The 17,763-nt window shown below is 64.5% G+C and carries 18 protein-coding genes and 1 tRNA gene; 4 read left to right on the forward strand and 15 right to left on the reverse strand.

Annotated features, from left to right (window positions below):
* Window positions 1-8 precede the first annotated feature (8 nt).
* The 15 genes from nuoF to tsaD form a co-directional block, all read right to left on the reverse strand.
* Window positions 9-1,376, reverse strand: coding sequence for an NADH-quinone oxidoreductase subunit NuoF (nuoF, locus tag GPT34_RS06595; protein WP_291010466.1), 1,368 nt, complete (start codon window positions 1,374-1,376; stop codon window positions 9-11).
* A complete protein-coding gene (gene nuoE, locus GPT34_RS06600; RefSeq protein ID WP_291010550.1) occupies window positions 1,373-1,876 on the reverse strand; it encodes an NADH-quinone oxidoreductase subunit NuoE in 504 nt (167 codons plus the stop codon). Before nuoE ends, nuoF begins: the two co-directional genes overlap by 4 nt.
* A gap of 41 nt (window positions 1,877-1,917) precedes the next feature.
* Complete coding sequence (locus tag GPT34_RS06605) at window positions 1,918-3,171, reverse strand: NADH-quinone oxidoreductase subunit D (protein WP_291010467.1); 1,254 nt, start codon at window positions 3,169-3,171, stop codon at window positions 1,918-1,920.
* A complete protein-coding gene (locus tag GPT34_RS06610; RefSeq protein ID WP_291010468.1) occupies window positions 3,171-3,803 on the reverse strand; it encodes an NADH-quinone oxidoreductase subunit C in 633 nt (210 codons plus the stop codon). The genes GPT34_RS06605 and GPT34_RS06610 overlap by 1 nt, the downstream gene beginning before the upstream one ends.
* A gap of 26 nt (window positions 3,804-3,829) precedes the next feature.
* On the reverse strand, window positions 3,830-4,309 hold the full coding sequence (locus tag GPT34_RS06615; protein WP_291010469.1) for an NADH-quinone oxidoreductase subunit B family protein: 480 nt from the start codon (window positions 4,307-4,309) through the stop codon (window positions 3,830-3,832).
* A gap of 36 nt (window positions 4,310-4,345) precedes the next feature.
* On the reverse strand, window positions 4,346-4,705 hold the full coding sequence (locus tag GPT34_RS06620) for an NADH-quinone oxidoreductase subunit A (protein ID WP_291010470.1): 360 nt from the start codon (window positions 4,703-4,705) through the stop codon (window positions 4,346-4,348).
* Between the two features lie 49 nt (window positions 4,706-4,754).
* A tRNA-Leu gene (locus GPT34_RS06625) sits at window positions 4,755-4,839 on the reverse strand.
* Window positions 4,840-5,006: 167 nt separating this feature from the next.
* Complete coding sequence (gene secG / locus GPT34_RS06630) at window positions 5,007-5,417, reverse strand: preprotein translocase subunit SecG (protein WP_291010471.1); 411 nt, start codon at window positions 5,415-5,417, stop codon at window positions 5,007-5,009.
* 32 nt (window positions 5,418-5,449) lie between these two features.
* On the reverse strand, window positions 5,450-6,196 hold the full coding sequence (gene tpiA / locus GPT34_RS06635) for a triose-phosphate isomerase (RefSeq protein WP_291010472.1): 747 nt from the start codon (window positions 6,194-6,196) through the stop codon (window positions 5,450-5,452).
* 17 nt (window positions 6,197-6,213) lie between these two features.
* The gene (locus tag GPT34_RS06640; RefSeq protein ID WP_291010551.1) at window positions 6,214-7,203 is read right to left on the reverse strand and encodes an NAD(P)H-quinone oxidoreductase; all 990 of its coding nucleotides are present in this window, start codon (window positions 7,201-7,203) and stop codon (window positions 6,214-6,216) included.
* 20 nt (window positions 7,204-7,223) lie between these two features.
* Window positions 7,224-9,341, reverse strand: coding sequence for a polyribonucleotide nucleotidyltransferase (gene pnp, locus GPT34_RS06645; protein WP_291010473.1), 2,118 nt, complete (start codon window positions 9,339-9,341; stop codon window positions 7,224-7,226).
* 257 nt (window positions 9,342-9,598) lie between these two features.
* Entirely contained in the window at window positions 9,599-9,865 is a 267-nt protein-coding gene (rpsO, locus tag GPT34_RS06650; protein WP_291010474.1) for a 30S ribosomal protein S15, read from the reverse strand.
* 126 nt (window positions 9,866-9,991) lie between these two features.
* A complete protein-coding gene (locus tag GPT34_RS06655; RefSeq protein WP_291010475.1) occupies window positions 9,992-11,200 on the reverse strand; it encodes a pyridoxal phosphate-dependent aminotransferase in 1,209 nt (402 codons plus the stop codon).
* Window positions 11,201-11,240: 40 nt separating this feature from the next.
* Entirely contained in the window at window positions 11,241-12,536 is a 1,296-nt protein-coding gene (locus GPT34_RS06660; RefSeq protein WP_291010476.1) for a branched-chain amino acid ABC transporter substrate-binding protein, read from the reverse strand.
* 117 nt (window positions 12,537-12,653) lie between these two features.
* The gene (gene tsaD, locus GPT34_RS06665) at window positions 12,654-13,751 is read right to left on the reverse strand and encodes a tRNA (adenosine(37)-N6)-threonylcarbamoyltransferase complex transferase subunit TsaD (protein WP_291010477.1); all 1,098 of its coding nucleotides are present in this window, start codon (window positions 13,749-13,751) and stop codon (window positions 12,654-12,656) included.
* Between the two features lie 65 nt (window positions 13,752-13,816).
* Between tsaD and GPT34_RS06670 the strand changes: the two genes are divergently transcribed.
* The 4 genes from GPT34_RS06670 to GPT34_RS06685 all read left to right on the forward strand — a co-directional run bounded on the left by GPT34_RS06670 (window position 13,817) and on the right by GPT34_RS06685 (window position 17,684).
* On the forward strand, window positions 13,817-14,503 hold the full coding sequence (locus GPT34_RS06670; RefSeq protein WP_291010478.1) for a substrate-binding domain-containing protein: 687 nt from the start codon (window positions 13,817-13,819) through the stop codon (window positions 14,501-14,503).
* Window positions 14,504-14,713: 210 nt separating this feature from the next.
* Complete coding sequence (ybiB, locus tag GPT34_RS06675; RefSeq protein WP_291010479.1) at window positions 14,714-15,655, forward strand: DNA-binding protein YbiB; 942 nt, start codon at window positions 14,714-14,716, stop codon at window positions 15,653-15,655.
* Window positions 15,630-16,436 (forward strand): uroporphyrinogen-III C-methyltransferase, encoded by an 807-nt coding sequence (gene cobA / locus GPT34_RS06680; RefSeq protein WP_291010480.1) that lies wholly within the window; start codon window positions 15,630-15,632, stop codon window positions 16,434-16,436. Before ybiB ends, cobA begins: the two co-directional genes overlap by 26 nt.
* A 30-nt stretch (window positions 16,437-16,466) precedes the next feature.
* The gene (locus GPT34_RS06685; protein ID WP_291010481.1) at window positions 16,467-17,684 is read left to right on the forward strand and encodes an NAD(P)/FAD-dependent oxidoreductase; all 1,218 of its coding nucleotides are present in this window, start codon (window positions 16,467-16,469) and stop codon (window positions 17,682-17,684) included.
* Window positions 17,685-17,763 lie beyond the last annotated feature (79 nt).

A 17,763-nucleotide genomic window follows, 5' to 3' on the forward strand; every position in this document is an offset into this window, starting at 1 on the left:
ATACGTCTTCAAACCGCCGCGGCCGCATCGGCCTTGATCATGGCCTCGAACTCGGGACGGAAGTGCTTGATCATGGCGCGCACCGGCATGGCGGCGGCATCACCCAGCGCGCAGATGGTACGACCCATGATGTTTTCAGCGACGTTGTCGAGCAGGGCCATGTCGGCAGGCCTGGCCTCACCGCGCTGGATCTTGTCCACCAGGCGCCAGAGCCAGCCCGTCCCCTCGCGACACGGTGTGCACTGGCCGCAGGATTCGTGCATGTAGAAGTAGGAGAGGCGCTTGAGCGACTCGACCATGCAGCGGGTGTCGTCCATGACGATGACCGCACCCGAGCCCAGCATCGAGCCGGCCTTGGCGATGGAGTCATAGTCCATCGTGCACTCCATCATGATGTGTGCCGGCAGCACCGGCGCCGACGAGCCGCCAGGAATCACCGCCTTGAGCGTGCGACCGGTGCGCACACCACCGGCGAGTTCCAGCAGCTTGGCAAATGGCGTACCCATGGGCACTTCATAGTTGCCCGGCAGGTTGACGTCGCCACTGACCGAATAGATCTTGGTGCCACCGTTGTTGGGTTTGCCGCAATCCAGGTAAGCCTGGCCGCCATTGCGGATGATCCAGGGCACAGCAGCAAAGGTCTCGGTGTTGTTGATGGTGGTCGGCTTGCCATACAGTCCAAAGCTGGCCGGAAACGGCGGCTTGAAGCGCGGCTGGCCTTTTTTGCCTTCGAGCGATTCGAGCAAGGCTGTTTCTTCGCCGCAGATGTAGGCGCCAAAGCCATGGAAGGCATGCAGCTGGAAACTGAAGTCGCTACCCATGATGGCCTCACCCAGGTAGCCGGCGGTGCGCGCTTCTTCCAGCGCAGCTTCAAAGCGCTCGTATTCCTGAAAGATTTCTCCGTGAATGTAGTTGTAGCCCACGCTGATGCCCATAGCGTAGGCCGCAATCGCCATGCCCTCGATGACGATGTGCGGGTTGTACATCAGGATGTCGCGGTCCTTGCAGGTCCCCGGCTCACCTTCGTCGGAGTTGCAGACGAGGTACTTCTGACCCGGGAACTGGCGCGGCATGAAGCTCCACTTCAAGCCGGTGGGGAAGCCTGCGCCACCGCGACCGCGCAGCGCAGATTCCTTGACGGTGGCGATGACCTGGTCCTTGGTCAGCCCGACCACACCGGTTTCAGGATCGGGCGCCGAACCATCCTGGCCCAGCACCTTGCGCAAGGCCTGGTAACCACCGCGCGCTTCGTAGTCCTTGAGCGACCAGTTGCTGCCGTTCAGGCCAGCGTAGATCTGCGGGTCGATGTGACGGTCGTGGAAGCAGGTCTGCACGCCGGTGGCGCGGAACTGCGCAATGACTTGCTCTGCGTTCATGCATGACCCTTTGCGTTCGGTTCGGCCGCGGCAAGCCCATCAATCAACTGATCAAGCTTGGCGTGGCTCATGAAGCTGCACATGTGCCGGTCGTTGACCAGCATCACCGGCGCGTCGGCGCAGGCACCCAGGCACTCGCTTTGCTGCAGGGTGAAAAGGCCGTCGGTCGTGGTTTCACCCATGGCGATGCCGAGCTTCTGCTCCAGGTGGTGCAGCGCCTTGTGACCGTCGCGCAGCTGGCACGGCAGGTTGGTGCAGACGTTGAGCTTGAACTTGCCCACCGCGCGCTGGTTGTACATGTTGTAGAAGGTCGTGACCTCGTGCACCGCAATCGGCGTCATGCCCAGGTAGGCCGCGACGGCCTTCTCTGCTGCCACGCTCACATGGCCCTGCTCCTGCTGCACGATGGACAGGCAGGCCATCACGGCCGACTGCGCCTGATCGGCCGGGTACTTGGCGACTTCGCGCGCGAAGCGGGCTTGGGTGGAAGCCGACAACACCATCGCGTCAACCGCGCCGTGGTGTCCAGCGGTCGTCACTGTCATCGATCAATTTCTCCGAAAACAATGTCCATGGTGCCGATGATGGCCACCGCATCGGCCAGCATGTGGCCCCTGGCCATTTCGTCCATGGTGGACAAGTGTGCAAAACCGGGCGCACGGATCTTCAGGCGGTAGGGCTTGTTGGCGCCGTCGCTCACCAGGTAGATGCCGAACTCGCCCTTGGGGTGCTCGACAGCGGCATAAGCCTCGCCCTCGGGCACATGGAAGCCTTCTGTAAAAAGCTTGAAATGGTGGATCAACTCCTCCATGTTCGCCTTCATCGATTCCCGCGCGGGCGGGGCCACCTTGTGGTTGTCGGTGATCACTGGCCCCGGATTGGCGCGCAGCCAGTTCACACACTGCTTGATGATGCGGTTGGACTGCTTCATCTCCTCCATGCGAACAAGGTAGCGGTCGTAGGTGTCGCCGGTCTTGCCCACGGGGATGTCGAAATCCATCCGGTCGTAAACGTCGTATGGCTGCTTCTTGCGCAGGTCCCAGGCAATGCCGGAGCCGCGCAGCATGGGGCCCGTCATACCCAGGTTGAGGGCTCGCTCGGGCGTCACGACACCGATACCGACGGTGCGCTGCTTCCAGATGCGGTTGTCCGTGAGCAGGGTGTGGTACTCGGCCAGGTAGGTAGGAAAGCGCTGAGTAAAGTCGTCGATGAAGTCCAGCAGCGAACCTTGGCGGTTGGTATTCATCTCCGCCATCGCCTTCGCGTTGCGGATCTTGCTGTGCTGGTACTGCGGCATGGTGTCCGGCAGGTCGCGATAGACACCGCCCGGACGGAAATAGGCCGCATGCATGCGCGCACCCGACACAGCCTCGTACATGTCGAACAGGTCTTCGCGCTCACGGAACGCGTAGATCAGGATGGTGGAGCTGCCGCAATCGTTGCCGTGCGAACCCAGCCACATCAGATGGTTCATCAGGCGGGTGATCTCGCTGAACATCACGCGGATGTACTGTGCGCGGATCGGAACCTCGATACCCAGCAGCTTCTCGATGGCCAGGCAGTAGGCGTGCTCGTTGCACATCATCGACACGTAATCCAGCCGATCCATGTAGGGCAGCGACTGGATGTAGGTCTTGTGCTCAGCAAGCTTTTCAGTGGCTCGATGCAGAAGGCCGATGTGCGGATCGGCGCGTTGCACCACCTCGCCATCGAGCTCCAGCACCAGTCGCAGCACGCCGTGCGCGGCTGGGTGCTGAGGACCGAAGTTCAGGGTGTAGTTCTTGATCTCAGCCATCAGTGCAAACCACCGTAGTTGTCTTCGCGGATCACGCGCGGCGTGATCTCGCGCGGTTCGATGGTCACCGGCTCGTAAACGACGCGCTGGCGCTCGGCGTCGTAGCGCATCTCCACATGGCCCGAGAGCGGGAAATCCTTGCGGAACGGGTGCCCAATGAAGCCGTAATCGGTGAGGATGCGGCGCAGATCGTTGTGCCCTTCGAATACGATGCCAAACAGGTCGAAGGCTTCGCGCTCGTACCAGTTGGCCGAGGCCCAGAGCAGGGACACGGAGTCGAGCACCGGGAAATCGTCTTCGGCGCAGAACACCCTGACCCGCAAGCGGTGGTTGAGGCTGACCGACAGCAGGTGGGCCACAGCCGCAAAGCGCTGGCCCTCCCAGCGGCCGTCGCCGTAGGCGGAGTAGTCCATGCCGCACAGGTCAACCAATTGTTCGAAACGCGTCTGTGGCGCGTCGCGCAGGGTCTGCATGGCAGACAGGTAGTCTGGCGCCGCCACCACCAGGGTGAGCTCTTCGCGCTCGATGGTGAGGGAGTGGACGCGATCCCCGAGCAAGGCCGTCACGGTGGTGTGCAGCGCTTCGGGGCTGGTGGAAATGTCGACGGGGGTGTCGGTCACGGTGTCGCTCATGGTATCGCTGCTTGCAGTGGGGCCAGTCAGGCGCGTGCGATCGTGTTGGTGCGGCGGATCTTCTGCTGCAGCTGGATGATCCCGTAGATCAGCGCTTCAGCCGTGGGCGGGCAACCTGGCACATAAACATCCACTGGCACGATGCGGTCACAACCGCGCACAACTGAGTAGCTGTAGTGGTAATAACCACCGCCGTTGGCACACGAACCCATGGAGAGCACCCAGCGGGGCTCGGCCATCTGGTCGTAGACCTTGCGCAAGGCGGGCGCCATCTTGTTGCACAGCGTGCCGGCCACGATCATCAGATCAGACTGGCGAGGGCTGGCGCGAAACACCTCGGCGCCGAAACGCCCGATGTCGTAGCGCGCTGCGGCTGCGTGCATCATCTCGACTGCGCAACAAGCCAGGCCAAAGGTCATGGGCCAGAGCGAACCGGTCTTGGCCCAGTTCACCACCGAGTCGTAGCTCGTGGTGACAAAACCTTCCTTGAAAACGCCTTCAATCATGTGTTGCTCCGGGTTGGTTGCGATGGACGGGAGGCTTCACTCCCAGTCGAGCGCACCTTTTTTCCACTCGTAGACGAATCCGACCGTCAGGATGGCGAGAAACATGACGCCGGCCAGAAAGCCAGTCATGCCGATCTCACCCAGCGCCACCGCCCAAGGGATGAGGAACGCAATCTCAAGGTCAAACAGAATGAAAAGGATGGCCACCAGGTAATAGCGGACATCGAACTTCATACGCGCGTCTTCGAAAGCCTCGAAGCCGCATTCGTAAGGGGAATTTTTCTCGGCATCCGGGCGGTTCGGGCCCAGGATGTAGCCCAGCACTTGCGGGATGACCCCGACGGCTAGACCGACCAAGATGAACAAGAGCACGGGGAGGTATTGTTCAAGACTCATCTTGGTGCGTTCCACTGACATGGCCGTGGAGGCCATGTTGTCCAAAGATTGGTGCCGACGGCGAGACTCGAACTCGCACAGCTTTCGCCACTACCCCCTCAAGATAGCGTGTCTACCAATTTCACCACGTCGGCTGGGTCTGTCTGCCGAGTTCACGAGGTCTGTGTGAACCCTGAACGGCAGCCTCAGAGTTTACCCTGAATCACACCCGATTTCGGGGCGAAGCCCGGGATTTCCTCGTGGCGTCGGGATTCACGCGTCTTGAGAATCCCGATGACACCACAGGGGATTTTCACCAGGCTTACTTGCCCGGGATCTGCGCGGCGCCCGTGCCGGTTGGCACTGTTTCGACAGCGGCCGGTGCCGGCACGGCGGCAGGGCCGCTCGAGTCCGGAATCTGCGCTGCGGCGGGCGACTGGCCGGGAATGACCGCGCCTTCGAGCACGCTGCCGGTACTGGGCGCCTGGCGCAGGTTGCCGAAGTAGGCCAGTCCCAACGTGCAGGTGAGGAAAATGGCGGCCAGCACGCCGGTGGAGCGCGACATGAAGTTGGCCCCACCCGAAGCGCCGAAAAGGCTGGCCGAACCGGCACCGCCGCCGCCAAAGGCCGCGCCTGCATCCGCGCCCTTGCCGTGCTGCATCAGGATCAGCGCGATCATGCCGACGGCAGACAGCAGCTGCACGGCGAGAAGAATGGTCAATACAACGTTCATGATTTACTCCGAATGGGGTGGGCGTCGGGGGCTCAGGCCCCGGCGGCAACGATCTGAAGGAAGTCGGCGGCTTTGAGCGAGGCACCGCCAATCAGTCCGCCATCGATGTCAGGCTGGGCCAGCAGGCTGGCTGCGTTGGCTGCGTTCATGCTGCCACCGTAAAGAATATGCACTCGCTCGGGGTGCTCGGTCGCGGCGGCAATCTGGCCGCGCAGCACCGCGTGCACCGACTGAGCCTGCTCGGGTGTGGCAGTCTGGCCCGTGCCGATCGCCCAGACCGGTTCGTAGGCGACAACGATTTCGCTGGTGCAATGCGCCACCGCATGGATCACAGCGGCCAGCTGGCGCTTGACCACAACCTCGGTCTGTCCGGCTTCGCGCTCGGCCAGAGTCTCACCGACGCAGGCGATCGGCGTGATGCCCGCAGCCAGCGCACGCTGAGCCTTTGCAGCCACCACCGAGTCAGTCTCGCCGTGGTACTGGCGTCGCTCTGAATGACCCACGATGGCGTAGCGGCAAGCAAAGTCTTTCAGCATGACCGCGCTCACCTCACCGGTGAAAGCGCCCTGCTCCTGCGACGACACATCTTGCGCGCCCCAGGCGATGGCAGAGCCCGTCAACAGCAATTGCAACTGCGCCAGGTAGGGCGATGGAGCGCACAACGCCATGTGTGAAGCGGGTGCCTGTCCGGCCAGACCGCCCAGCATCGCCTGAACCAGCGACTGGTTGGCGGCCAGCGAGCCGTTCATCTTCCAGTTGCCAACAATGAGCTTTTTCATATGAATCTCCCCAGACATCAAGCCCAGGTCAGCACGATCTTGCCGATGTGCTGATTGGACTCCATCAAGGCGTGAGCCTCCGCTGCCTGGGCGGCCGGAAACACGCGGTGAATCACCGGCTTGACCTTCCCCTGCACCAGCAGCGGCCAGACCTGCTCGCGCAGCCGCTGCGCAATCGCCGTCTTGAAGCCCACAGGCCGCGGGCGCAGTGTGGAGCCGGTGATCACCAGCCGGCGCCGCAGCACCAGCCCGGCGTTGAATTCGGCCTTCACGCCACCCTGCACCGCGATGATGACAAGGCGGCCGTCTTCGGCCAGGCACTCAACCTCACGCGCCACGTAGCTGCCAGCGACCATGTCGAGCACCACGTTGGCGCCACGGCCTTCGGTGAGCTTCATCACCTCGGCGGCAAAGTCTTGCGTCTTGTAGTTGATGGCGCGGTCGGCACCAAGCTGGATGCAGGCGGCGCATTTTTCGTCGCTGCCGGCGGTGGTGATCACGGTGGCACCTAGCGCCTTGGCCAGCTGGATTGCCGTGACCCCAATGCCGCTGGTGCCGCCCTGGATCAGCAGGGTTTCACCGGCCTGCAGGTCCGCGCGGTCAAAGACGTTGCTCCACACGGTAAAGAAGGTCTCTGGCAACGATGCCGCGGCCACATCGTTCAGACCCTCTGGCACCGGCAGGCATTGGCCCACGGGCGCCACGCAGTACTGCGCATAGCCACCACCGGCCACCAGCGCACAGACGCGGTCGCCGAGCTTGAGACCGGCTTGCGCCAGGGCGTGCGCATCACCCGCTTCGATCACACCCGCCACCTCCAGACCAGGCAGGTCGGAGGCACCGAGCGGCGGCGGGTAAGCGCCACTGCGCTGCAGCACATCGGGTCGGTTGATGCCAGACGCAGCCACGCGAATCAGCGCTTCGCCGGCGCCGGCGACCGGCGTTGGCCGCTCACACAGACGCAGCACCTCAGGTGCGCCGAACGCGCTAATCTCGACCGCTTGCATCGTCGTCACCACCGGTTCGCTCAGAGCTGCTGCTGTGGCTGCTCGTTGCGGTCGAGCAAGGCCTTCATGGACAGCTTGACACGGCCTTTTTCGTCGGTCTCCAACACCTTGACCTTGACGATCTGACCTTCGCTCAAGTAGTCGGTCACCTTCTCCACGCGCTCGTGGGCGATCTGGCTGATGTGCAGCAAGCCGTCCTTGCCGGGCAGCAGGTTGACCAGGGCGCCGAAATCCAGGATTTTGGTGACCGGGCCTTCGTAGACCTTGCCGATTTCCACTTCGGCGGTGATCTGCTCGATGCGGCGCTTGGCCTCATCAGCTTTCACGCTGTCGGCGGAGGCAATGGTGATGGTTCCGTCTTCGTCGATGTTGATCTGGCAACCCGTCTCTTCGGTCAGCGCGCGAATCACGGCACCACCCTTGCCGATCACGTCGCGGATCTTCTCGGGGTTGATCTTCATGGTGAAGAGCTTGGGCGCGAAGTTGGACACCTCAGTCTTGGCTTCGCCCATGGCTTCCTGCATCTTGCCCAGGATGTGCATGCGCGCTTCTTTGGCCTGGGCCAATGCGACCTGCATGATTTCCTTGGTGATGCCCTGGATCTTGATGTCCATCTGCAGCGCAGAGATGCCGTTGGTGGTGCCAGCGACCTTGAAGTCCATGTCGCCCAGGTGATCTTCGTCACCCAGGATGTCGGTCAGCACAGCGAAGCGGTTGCCGTCTTTGATCAGGCCCATGGCGATGCCGGCCACGTGGGCTTTCATCGGCACGCCCGCATCCATCAGCGCCAGACAGCCACCGCAGACCGACGCCATCGACGACGAGCCGTTGGACTCGGTGATTTCCGACACCACGCGCATGGTGTAGGGGAAATCTTCCTTGCTCGGCAGTGCGGCGATCAGCGCGCGCTTGGCCAGGCGACCATGGCCGATTTCGCGGCGCTTGGGCGTGCCAAAGCGGCCCGCTTCGCCAGTGGCGAAGGGAGGCATGTTGTAGTGCAGCATGAAGCGGTCCTGGAAATCACCAGCCAGTGCGTCGATGCGCTGCGCGTCGCGGTCGGTGCCCAGCGTGGCCACCACCAGTGCCTGGGTTTCGCCACGCGTGAACAGGGCCGAGCCGTGGGTGCGCGGCAGCACGCTGTTGCGGATTTCGATGGCACGCACGGTGCGGGTGTCGCGACCGTCAATGCGGGGCTCACCAGCCAGAATCTGGCCACGCACGATCTTGGCTTCGATTTCAAACAGCAGGGCTTCAACTGCCACGCTGTCAAAAGCGGCGCCTTCGGCCTTCAGAGCCGCCATCACATCGGCGTAAGCGGCGCGACACGCCTGGGTACGGGCTTGCTTGTTGCGAATCTGGTAGGCGGCTTCGAGCTTGGCCTTGGCCAGACCGTCAATCTTGGCGATCAGTGGCTCGTCCTTGGCGGGCGGCTGCCAGTCCCAGGCCGGCTTGCCGGCGTCACGCACGAGCTCGTTGATCGCGGCTATCGCGATATTGCCCTGCTCGTGGCCGAACACCACGGCGCCGAGCATGATTTCTTCGCTCAGCTGCTGGGCTTCGGATTCGACCATCAATACAGCGGCCTGTGTACCGGCGACCACCAGGTCGAGCTGGCTGTCTTTGAGCTGGGTCTGGCCCGGGTTGAGCACGTACTCGCCGTTCACATATCCAACGCGTGCAGCGCCAATCGGACCGTTGAATGGAATGCCGCTGATGGACAACGCGGCGGAGGTGGCGATCAAGGCGGCGATGTCCGCCTGCACTTCTGGATTCAGGCTCACCACGTGCACGATCACCTGGACTTCGTTGTAGAAGCCTTCAGGGAACAGCGGACGGATCGGACGGTCGATCAGGCGGCAGGTCAGCGTTTCCAGCTCGCTGGGACGGCCTTCGCGCTTGAAGAAGCTGCCGGGGATCTTGCCGGCGGCGTAGGTTTTTTCGGTGTAGTCGACGGTCAGGGGAAAAAAGTCCTGACCGGCCTTGGCTTCGGTCTTGGCGACCACGGTGGCCAGCACCACGGTGTCATCGATGTTGACCAGCACGGCGCCGGAGGCTTGGCGGGCGATTTCACCGGTTTCCATGGTGACCGTGTGCGGACCCCACTGGAAGGTCTTGGAAACTTTGTTGAACATGCTCATGGTTTTGCTCCTCTGCGCCACCCGCATGGGTGGCATGGCGTGCAGGCAATCTGCACAAAACCCGGAATCACAACCCAGAACACGATGCCATTCCAGCGGTGCTGCCCGCGAGCCCTGGGGGCCCGCAGCGCCGTTGGAATGACACAGCTTCGCTCTGTTGTTGTTGCTCCGGAATCTAAAAATGGGGGCTTACAAACAAAAATCGCCCGAGCCAGCGAACCAACTCAGGCGTTTTGCGTGTCAGCCCAGGCTCACAATTACTTGCGCAGACCCAGTTTTTGGATCAGGGCGAGGTAACGCTCGGCGCTCTTGGACTTGAGGTAGTCCAGCAGCTTGCGACGGCGGCTCACCATGCGCAGCAGACCGCGGCGGCCATGGTGGTCCTTGGCGTGGGTCTTGAAGTGGGGGGTGAGCTCGTTGATTCGCGCGGTCAGGATGGCGACCTGCACTTCTGGGCTGCCGGTGTCCTTGGCGGCACGGGCGTTGTCCGCGATGACGGCGGCTTTGGTGTCTTGGGCGATCATGAAATTTCCTTTGGGTACAAGCGACCCGACGCAGCCTGTCAGCACCTCAATGGCCCCCGAAAGCACCAACGATTCTGACCGCCGCAACGGGCGTGAACTGCCATCAAGCTTGACGGCAACCGAGGATTATAGCCCAGTGCTGGCGCCCGGCGCCCGCTCCAGCCAGTCGCGCAGCCGCTCGACCCCCTGCACCAGCCGCTGCGGGTCGCGGCTGGCGAAGCACCAGCGCAGCCAGCCGGCCGACTCGGCGCCAAAAGCGCTGCCCGGGGCCAGGCCGATGCCGGCTTCCCGCACCAGGCGCTTGGCGGTGTCCAGGCAATCGTCGTGCCCAGCCAGCTGGAAGAACGCGTACATGCCGCCGCGCGGCTCAGCCAAAGTGACACCGGGCATGGCGCGCAGCAGCGGCACCAGGGTGTCGCGGCAAGTCTGCAGGTGGGCCACCAGCGCCGGGGTAATCTCGTCGCCACGCTGGATCGCCGCCAACGCGGCGCGCTGGATAAACACCGGGGCGCAGGAGGTGTTGAATTCGATCAGCTTGCCCATGGCGTGGGTCAGTTCTGGCGGCAGCACCAGCCAGCCCAGGCGCCAACCCGTCATGAGAAAGCTCTTGGAAAAGCTGTGCGCCACGATCAGGCGATCGTCGGGATCGGCCACGTCCAGAAAGCTGCTGGCCGCGCCGTTGTCGGTATCGCCGGCGAAATAGAGGCGCTCATAGACCTCGTCGGCCAGGATCCAGGTGCCGGTCTGGCGGCAGTGGTCGAGGATGGCGGCCTGCTGGTCGCGGTCCAGCGTCCAGCCTGTGGGGTTGTTCGGTGCGTTGAGCACCAGCATCCGGGTGGCGGGCGTGATCGCGGCCAGCAGCGCGCTCATGTCCAGCACCCAGGCGCCCGCGCGCGGCCCGGACTGCACCACCTTGAGCGGTACGCGGACCACCCGGGCGCCCATGATCAGCGGTTGCGCCACGAGGTTGGGCCACGCCGGCGTGATCACCACCACCTCATCGCCCGCATTCACCAGCGCCTGCGAGGCCAGCATGAGCCCGTTGACCCCGCCCGACGTGACGGCCAGACGCGGCAGCCAGTGGGTAGCACCCAGACCGGGGTGCAGGGTTTCCGTGTAGACGGCGATCGCCTGACGCAGCTCCACCAGCCCCAGGTTGTGGGCATAAAACGTGTCGCCCGCCTGCAGCGAGGCCATGGCTGCCTCGCGCACGAACTCGGGCGTGGCCTCGTCGCTTTCGCCGAACCAGAACTTGAGCACGTCATCGCGGCCCAGCCCTTCGTTGGCCACCTCGCGGATGCGCGACTCCTCAAGACCCATGACCACCTGACGCATTACTTTGCTCCTTGCCAACGGGATGAAACCGCACGCCCCATCATGGCCTGTCCATGTTGCAGCGGTGCGGCAATTCGGCCTGCTGCGGCGAGAGGTGCCGGATGACGCGAAAGCCGAAGCCCGAGCCCTCCACATCGAACTTCACGCCGGGGGCGCCCTGGCGGTCCATCACCGCCACCGCCAGCGGCTGCTGAAACTGGTGATCGGCCGCACGCATGCGCGCCGTCTGGCCAGCCAGGGTCACCTCCGCCTTTTTCAGCTCCAGCGCCACGCGCGCCACCTCGAGCGATCCCGCGTGCTCGATCGCCTGTGCCAGCGCCTCGATCATGAGCTGCATGCGCATGTGCACGTAGTCGTCCTCCGGCTTGGGAAAGCGCTGACGGAACGACTGGTAGAACGCTTCGGAGGCGGCGGTGGGCACGTTGGGGAACCAGTCGGCCACGGCGATGACCTTGCCGATGCCGGCCTCGCCCATCGCAGCCGGCGCGCCCAGCGCGTTGCCGTAAAAGGTGTAGAAGCTGCCCTCGAAACCCACTTCGCGCGCCGCCTTCACGAGCAAGGTGAGGTCGTTGCCCCAGTTGCCGGTAAGCACGGCCTGCGCCCCGCTGGCCTTGATCTTGGCAGCGTAGGGCAGAAAGTCTTTGATGCGCGCCATCGGGTGCAGCTCGTCGCCCACGATGCTCACGTCGGGCCGCTGCTCGCTGAGCTGGCGGCGCGCCTCGCGCAGCACGCCCTGGCCAAAACTGTAGTCCTGCCCGATCAGGTAGATGCGTTTGAGTGCGCGATCTTCACGCAGCACGCTCATCAACGCGGTCATGCGCATGTCGGCATGGGCATCGAAGCGGAAGTGCCAGGGACTGCAGCGCTCGTTGGTCAGCGTGGGATCGACTGCCGAGTAGTTGAGGAACAGCACCTGGCGCGCGTTGTCGCGCTCGTTGTGCTTGTTGATGGCATCGATAAGCGCGGCTGCGGCGGCCGACGAGTTGCCCTGGGTCACGAAGCTGATGTCGCGGTCGATCGCCGAGCGCAGCGACGACAAGGCCTCTTCGGTCTGGCCTTTGCTGTCCAGACGCTCGATCACCAGCGGCCGGTTGCCACCGGGCAACTTGACACCGCCACGGGCGTTGATACGCTCGGTCGCCCAGATCAGGTTGCGAAAAACCGCCTCGCCGGTGTTGGCGAAGGCGCCGGACAGGCCTTCGATCATGCCAATGCGGATGGGCGCTGCGGCAGGCGCCGCAGGCGTCTGCGCCCAGGTGCTGGATGCCAGAACGGTGACCCAGGCGCCGAGCAGGCCAGCGAACCAGGATCGACGGAGAAACAGGGAAAGCAACATGGGGTGTCAGGGGAAAAGCCGCGCGGGTTGGCGCGTTGAGGAGAAACGCCGGCCCAAGGTCTGGACCGGCTAGGCGGGTGACAAGGTGGCGTCAGGCTGGATTATCGGCGGTGGCACTCAGGCGGGGCTCTGGGCCAGCTCGGCCAGCGGCCACCTGGGCTTCACGTCAAACGCATAAGGAGGCACCTCGTCGCTGCCCAACGGCACCAGCCCGGCCTGAACCCGCATACCCGCGGCCAGCGCGATCATGGCGCCATTGTCGGTGCACAGGTGCAGCTCAGGGTAGTGGACCCGGGCTTGGCGCCGGGCACAAGCGGCATTGAGCTGCTCACGCAGCCGCGCATTGGCGCCCACGCCACCGGCCACCACCAGCCGGCTCAGGCCGGTGGCATCCAGCGCGGCCAGCGATTTTTTCACCAGCACCTCCACGATGGCGGCCTGCACACCGGCCGCCACATCGGCCTTGGCCTGCTCGCTCAAGGCTTCGGCCAGCGCAGGCGTGGCCGGGCCTTCGGGCCGCGCGTGCGCCAGGCGCTTGACCTGGGTGAGCACCGCGGTCTTGAGGCCGGCAAAGGAAAAGTCGAGGTCACCACTGTGCAGCAGCGGGCGCGGAAAGCGGTAGACCGCCGGATCCCCCTGCTCAGCAAGGCGGGCGAGTGCTGGACCGCCGGGGTAACCCAGTCCCAGCAGCTTGGCCGACTTGTCAAACGCTTCGCCCGCCGCGTCGTCGATCGTCTCGCCCAGTAAGCCGTAGCGCCCGACGCCGTCGACCCGCATCAGCTGGCTGTGGCCACCCGACACCAGCAAGGCAACAAAGGGGAATTCGGGCGGGTCGGCGCTCAGAAAAGGCGAGAGCAGGTGGCCCTCCAGGTGGTGAATGCCGATCACCGGCTTACCCAGCGCCACGGCCATCGCGCAGGCCACGCCTGACCCCACCAGCAAAGCGCCGGCCAGGCCAGGACCCCGAGTGTAGGCAACCGTGTCCACCGCTGTCAGCGGCAACGCGGCCTGTGCCAGCACCGCGTCGGTCAGCGGCAGCACGCGACGGATGTGATCGCGGCTGGCCAGCTCAGGTACCACACCGCCATAGGCCTGGTGCATCTCGATCTGGCTGTGCAGCGCGTGGCCGAGCAGGCGCGGCACCCCTGCGCCGCTGGCATCCACCAGCGCCACACCAGTTTCATCGCAGGAAGATTCAAAGCCCAGGATCAGCATGGGAAGAGTGTACGGGTGCCCCTGATGGGGATAATCCGTTTCGCCCCCTACTCTCAGACTTGCTCATGAACATCCGCATGATCTCCTCCATGGCCACCCAGGCCCTGCTGTCAGACCTGAACCAGCAATTCCAGGCGATTCAGCCGGACACCACGGTGTCGCTGGTGTCGGTGGGTGGTGTGAGCGCGGCTGAGCGGGTGCAGGCCGGCGAGACGTTTGATGTGGTCGTGCTCGCGGCCAACGCCATCGATCAGCTCTCGGCCAGCGGCCAGCTGCTGGCCGAGAGCCGGATAGACCTAGCGCGCTCGGACGTGGCCCTGGCGATTCGCGCCGACAGTCCGGTGCCAGACATCCGAACCGAAGCCAACGTCAAGGCCGCGGTCCTGGCCGCGGCCAGCGTGGGCATTTCCACCGGTCCCAGCGGCGTGGCCGTGAATGCACTGTTCGAGCGCTGGGGGATGGCCGATGTCCTTCGCGAGCGCATCGTGACCGCGCCGCCCGGCGTGGCGGTGGGTTCGCTGGTGGCCAGCGGCGAGGTGGCGCTGGGCTTTCAGCAGCTCAGCGAGCTGAAGGATCTGCCCGGTATCACCGTGCTCGGCCCATTGCCATCAGCCATCCAGATCATCACTACCTTCTCGGCGGCGCGCACTATGGCCTGCGAACAGCCCGAGGCGGTACAGGCTTTGCTGGCGTTCCTGGCCTCTGCCGCCACGGCAGACAGCAAACAGGCGCACGGCATGAGCCCGGCCTGACGGGGGGTTGCCGTGGGCGCGCTTGGTGCATGCCAAAGCCCAGCGAGATGAATTTGATAGGTCCAAGCCATGACTTTCATACGGCACCAACTTCGGTTTCTGTCTGCCACAGGTCCAGCGGCTGGTGCGTGGTTCATCGGCATTGACCGCCGCCCGAGCGCAGTCTCCATATAACGAAAAGTCATTAAGCCTGACTCACAATTTCGAAGTATGGGCATCAGCCAGTACATCAAAGAAATCGGCCGCGGCAAAGACGGCGCACGTTCGCTCACGGGCGAACAGGCCGCTGACCTGATGGCCCAGGTGCTTGATGGCGCCGTGACCGATCTGGAGGTCGGCGGCTTCTGCCTAGCCATGCGCATCAAGGGCGAAACCCCTGAAGAAATGGCCGGCTTCCTGGATGCGGTGCATCACCGCCTTCAGCAACTGCCCGACCACGGGTGCACGACGGTGGTGCTGCCCAGCTACAACGGCGCGCGCAAGTTGCCGGTGCTCACCCCATTGCTGGCTTTGTTGTTAGCCCGCGAAGGCCTACCGGTGCTGGTGCACGGCACCGCCACCGAAGACCGGCGCGTGAGCAGCGAAGCGGTGTTGGCCGCCCTGGGCATCTATGCCAGCCAGTCCAGTGAGCCGCTGGCTGCTGGGAAGCTGGCGTTTGTGCCGACCGAACGCCTGAACGCCGGTTTGAAGCGCCTGCTCGACGTGCGCCGCGCAGTCGGTCTGCGCAACCCCGCGCACAGCTTGGTCAAGCTCATGAACCCCTGCGCGGGCCGGGCACTCATTGTGGGTAACTACACCCACCCTGAATACGCGGTGTCGATGGCCCAAACGTTTGCACTGACCGGCGCCCACGCCCTCTTGCTGCGTGGCACCGAGGGCGAACCGGTGGCCGATGCGAGACGCATACCGCAAATGGAAGCTTTCCGCGCTGGCGAGCGCCACCTGTTGCAGCCGGCGCAAGAGGGCCCGCTCACCGCCATGCCCGATTTGCCAAAAAGCACCGACGCTGCCAGCACTGCCGCCTACATCCGCGCCGTGCTCGACGGCGCGCTGCCCGTGCCGCCACCGATTGCCTTGCAGGTGGAACACATCTTGCGCGAAGTCGCTCATTCCACTGCCCTGCACCATGTCCGCCCAGCCCATGCCCTCTGAACCCAGTCCGGCCTTTCTGCCGGGCACCGTCACCCTCGTCGGCGCAGGCCCGGGTGACCCGGAGCTGCTCACGCTGAAGGCGGTGCGCGCCATCGGTGCGGCTACCGTGCTGCTGGTGGACGACCTGGTGAGCGACGCGGTATTGACCCATGCGTCGCCCGGTGTGCGCATCGTGCAGGTGGGCAAACGCGGCGGCTGCAAGAGCACGCCGCAGGCCTTCATCGAAAAGCTCATGGTCATGGCCGCGCAAGAAGGCGAGGTGGTGGTGCGCCTGAAGGGCGGCGACCCCTTCATCTTCGGCCGCGGCGGCGAAGAGGTGGAACACCTGCAAAGCCAGGGTATCGCGGTACAGGTGGTTAACGGCATCACCGCCGGTCTCGGTGGCCTCACCGCGCTAGGCGTGCCGCTAACCCACCGCGAACACGCCCACGGCGTGGTGTTCGTCACCGGCCACGCCAAACCTGGCGACGGGGGAACCGACTGGACCGCGCTGGCCGCCACCGTGCGCGAAGCCAGACTCACCCTAGTGATTTATATGGGTGTCTCCGGCGCCGCCCACATCCAGCAGCAGCTGTTGACCGGCCTGGCGGCCAGCACGCCGCTGGCTATCATCCAGGACGCAACCCTGCCGCAACAGCGCCATGCGGTCAGCACACTCGGCGATCTGGTGCGCACCCTGGCGCGCGAGCAACTCGGCAGCCCGGCAGTGATAGTCGTGGGTGACGTGGTGCGTGGTATCGCGACTGCGCAGTTTCAATCTGCGCGCATGCACGCAGCCTGATCCGGCGGCTGGCCGCCTACACTGCGCGGCATGCAAGTATTTGATGTGGTGGTGATCGGCGCGGGCGCAGCCGGTCTGTTTTGCGCGGGCATTGCCGGCCTGCGCGGCCTCAAGGTGCTGGTGATCGACCACAGCGAGAAGGTGGCGGAGAAGATCCGCATCTCGGGCGGTGGCCGCGCCAACTTCACCAACCGCGACATCGACCCCCATGCGCCCCACAAACATTTCCTGAGCGAGAACCCCAACTTCTGCCGCTCGGCGCTCTCGCGCTACACCCCAGCAGACTTCATCGCCCTGGTGCAGCGCCACGGCATCGCCTTCCACGAAAAGCACAAGGGCCAGCTATTTTGTGACCGCTCAGCCGACGACCTCATCCAGATGCTGCTGGCCGAATGCGACGCTGGCGGAGTGCAGCGCTGGCAGCCCTGTGGCGTGAAGGCGGTGCGGCACAGGGGTGACGGCTCGTACGAACTGGACACCGACCGAGGCCTGGTGGCCAGCCGCAGCGTGGTCGTGGCCACCGGCGGCCTTTCCATCCCCAAGATCGGGGCGACGGACTTCGGCTACCGGCTGGCCAAGCAGTTTGGCCTGCGGCTGGTCGAGCCACGGCCCGGGCTGGTGCCGCTCACCTTCGACGTCGAGGCCTGGACGCCCTATGTGGAACTGGCCGGTCTGTCTCTGCCCGTCCACATCGAAACCGGCACCAAGAAACAGCGCATGGCCTTCCACGAAGACCTGCTGTTCACCCACCGCGGCCTGTCTGGCCCGGCGGTGCTGCAGATTTCGAGCTACTGGCAGCCTGGCAGCCCGATCCGCCTCAATCTCGCCCCCGAGATGAATCTGCCCGAGGCGCTGGCGCTGGCCAAGACCCGCTCGCGCAAGCTGATTGCCAACGAACTGGCGACCCTGGTGCCCAGCCGCCTGGCCGATGCCTGGACCCAGCAGGACCCCGACTGGCAACGCCCCATCGGCGAAGCCAGCGACAAGGCACTAACCCGCCTGGCCGAGCGCCTGGCCCGCTGGGAGCTCACCCCCAGCGGCAGCGAAGGCTACCGTAAGGCCGAGGTGACGCTGGGCGGTGTCGACACGCGCGATCTGTCATCCCAGACGCTGGAGTCCCGGCAGCCGGGCCTGTATTTCATAGGCGAGGTGGTCGACGTGACCGGCTGGCTGGGCGGCTACAACTTCCAGTGGGCTTGGGCCAGCGCCCACGCCTGTGGCCAGGCCCTGCCCCTCACGGCCGCCTGAAGCCCCTCAAAGGGCTGGCGTTCTGGGGTGATCAGGCTATAATCCAAGGCTTTGCTGGCAAATCCCCGTCGGCCAATAC

This window comes from Hydrogenophaga sp. (assembly GCF_011390835.1).
Taxonomy (GTDB): domain Bacteria; phylum Pseudomonadota; class Gammaproteobacteria; order Burkholderiales; family Burkholderiaceae_C; genus Hydrogenophaga.